Annotated in this window: 3 protein-coding genes and 1 pseudogene; 3 read left to right on the forward strand and 1 reads right to left on the reverse strand. The window is 67.2% G+C overall.

Annotation, left to right across the window (positions count from 1 at the left end; translation table 11 throughout):
- The 3 genes and pseudogenes from A9W96_RS26350 to A9W96_RS26360 all read left to right on the forward strand — a co-directional run.
- A pseudogene (locus tag A9W96_RS26350) lies at positions 1–130 on the forward strand (TetR/AcrR family transcriptional regulator); the annotation flags it as partial.
- 12 nt (positions 131–142) lie between these two features.
- The gene (locus tag A9W96_RS26355; protein ID WP_067144231.1) at positions 143–1,153 is read left to right on the forward strand and encodes a prenyltransferase; all 1,011 of its coding nucleotides are present in this window, start codon (positions 143–145) and stop codon (positions 1,151–1,153) included.
- A gap of 145 nt (positions 1,154–1,298) precedes the next feature.
- Positions 1,299–2,162: a cyclopropane mycolic acid synthase family methyltransferase gene (locus A9W96_RS26360; RefSeq protein ID WP_067144233.1), complete on the forward strand. Its 864-nt coding sequence runs from the start codon at positions 1,299–1,301 to the stop codon at positions 2,160–2,162.
- A 24-nt stretch (positions 2,163–2,186) separates the two neighbouring features.
- Here the strand turns inward: A9W96_RS26360 and A9W96_RS30915 are convergent.
- The coding region (locus A9W96_RS30915; RefSeq protein WP_197499660.1) for a class I SAM-dependent methyltransferase at positions 2,187–2,303 on the reverse strand (117 nt) is incomplete at its 5' end.

Genomic DNA, 2,303 nt, shown 5'->3' on the forward strand with positions numbered 1-2,303 from the left:
CCAGCTGATCGAGTACCTGACGATGCTGAGCTGGAGCGCCATCTGCGGCATCGTGGAGGCCGGCGGGTCGCTGGAGAAGTTCCGCGAGCAGCCGCACCCGTCGCCTATCGTGCCGCCGCGGGCGCCATGAGTTCTCGGTCCCATGCCTGACGTGAGCGCCGGCTCGCGGCTGCGGTCCTGGGCGTACGCGCTTCGCACCACCAACCCCCCACCGGACCGCCCGGTCGACGCCGTGACGCGCTGGCTCGTGGTGACCCGCGCGGCCGTGCTGCCGATGACGCTGGTCTCCGGCCTGGTGGCCGCGCTGCTGGCGGTCGGCAAGCCGGGGCTGGACTGGCGCTGGCTGGTCCTGGCCATCGTGGGCATCACGCTGGCGCACACCGCCAACAACCTGATGAACGACCTGTACGACACCCAGGTCGGCACCGACAGCGCCGGCTATCCGCGTGCGCTGTACGCCCCGCACCCGGTGCTGTCGGGGCTGATCAGCCGCCGCACGCTGGGGCTGGCGATCCTGCTGGTGAACCTCGCCGACCTGGCGATCCTGGTCACGCTGGCGTGGGCGCGCGGGTGGCCGGTGGTCGCCTTCGCGCTCGGCGGCTTCGCCCTGAGCGTCGCCTACACGGCCCCGCCGCTGCGCCTGAAGAAACGCGGCCTCGGCGAGCCGGACGTCTTCGTCGTCTGGGGCCCGCTGATGGTCTGCGGCACCTACTACTCCGCGGTGGGCCGGGTCGGTTGGGACGTCGTGCTGGCGTCGCTGCCCTACGGCTTGCTGTGCACGACGGTGCTGATGGGCAAGCACATCGACAAGATCCCCTACGACGAGCCGCTCGGGATCCGGACGCTGCCCGTTCTGCTCGGCGAGGCGCGCGCCCGGGCGGTGACGCTGTCCATGATGGTCGGCTTCTACGTGCTGGTGGCGATCGCGGTCGCGGTGGGCGCGATGCCCTGGCCCGCGCTGGTCGTCGCGGTGGCGCTGCCCCGGCTGGCCAAGGTGTGGCCGTATTTCCGCCGCCCCCGGCCCGACGAGCCGCCGCCGAAGTTCCCGGTGTGGCCGCTGTGGTACGCGGCGCTGGCCTGGGTGCACGTACGCCAGGCCGGTGCGCTGCTGGTCGCCGGCCTCGCGGTCGGCGCCGTGCTGCGCGTCTTGTGACCGGGGTGTGACATTTAGCCAACCTCGGGAATGACGACTTGCACAGCCTTAACGGCTAGCATGCAGGGGATGCATCGGGGGTGAACCCGCGTTTCTGGGTTCCAGGACGCCCGGGACCCGGAGATACAGAAAGGCCTTACTCCTCATGTCTGTGCAGCTCACGCCGCATTTTGGCAACGTGCAAGCGCACTACGATCTGTCCGACGACTTCTTCCGGCTGTTCCTGGACCCTACCCAGACCTACAGCTGTGCGTACTTCGAGCGGGACGACATGACGCTGCAGGAGGCGCAGATCGCCAAGATCGACCTGGCGCTGGGCAAGCTGGGCCTGGAGCCGGGGATGACGCTGCTCGACATCGGCTGTGGGTGGGGCGCCACCATGCGGCGCGCCATCGAGAAGTACGACGTCCACGTCGTGGGCCTGACCCTGTCGGAGAACCAGGCCATGCACGTGCAGAAGATGTTCGACGGGATGGAGACCTCTCGTTCCCGGCGGGTGCTGCTGGAGGGCTGGGAGAAGTTCCACGAGCCCGTCGACCGGATCGTCAGCATCGGCGCGTTCGAGCACTTCGGCCGTCAGCGCTGGGGCCGCTTCTTCAAGATGGCCTACGAAGTGCTGCCGCCCGAAGGGGTCATGCTGCTGCACACGATCCTTGCGCATTCCCAGAAACAGTTACACGAGCGCGGCGTCTCGCTGACGATGAGCGACGTGCGATTCACACGTTTCATTTACACCGAGATTTTTCCGGGCGGGCAGTTGCCGGCGCAGGAAGACATTTTCACCTGCGCGCAGGACGCCGGGTTCTCGGTCGAAAAGGTGCAATTGCTGCGCGAGCATTACGAGCGGACGCTCAACATGTGGGCCGCCAACCTGGAAGCCAACCGGGGAAAGGCGATCGAAATCCAGTCGGAAGAGGTCTATGACCGTTATATGCACTATTTGACGGGCTGCGAGGACTTCTTCCGCAAGGGAATCAGCGACGTCGGCCAGTTCACCCTGGCCAAGTAGCGATTCGCCGGGCGCGCCGCCCGGCTACTTCTCACACGTGAACTGGTTGACGTCCGTGTAGCCCTCGCGGAACAGCTTGGCGCAGCCGGTCAGGTACTTCATGTAGCGGTCGTAAACCTCTCGGGACTGGGTCGCGATCGC

It is taken from the genome of Mycobacterium sp. 1245852.3, assembly GCF_001669335.1.
Taxonomy (GTDB): domain Bacteria; phylum Actinomycetota; class Actinomycetes; order Mycobacteriales; family Mycobacteriaceae; genus Mycobacterium; species Mycobacterium europaeum_A.

Coding starts and splice junctions, on each gene's coding strand:
- A9W96_RS26355 (WP_067144231.1), top strand. CDS start 143: ATGCCTGACGTGAGCGCCGGCTCGCGGCTGCGGTCCTGGGCGTACGCG.
- A9W96_RS26360 (WP_067144233.1), top strand. CDS start 1,299: ATGTCTGTGCAGCTCACGCCGCATTTTGGCAACGTGCAAGCGCACTAC.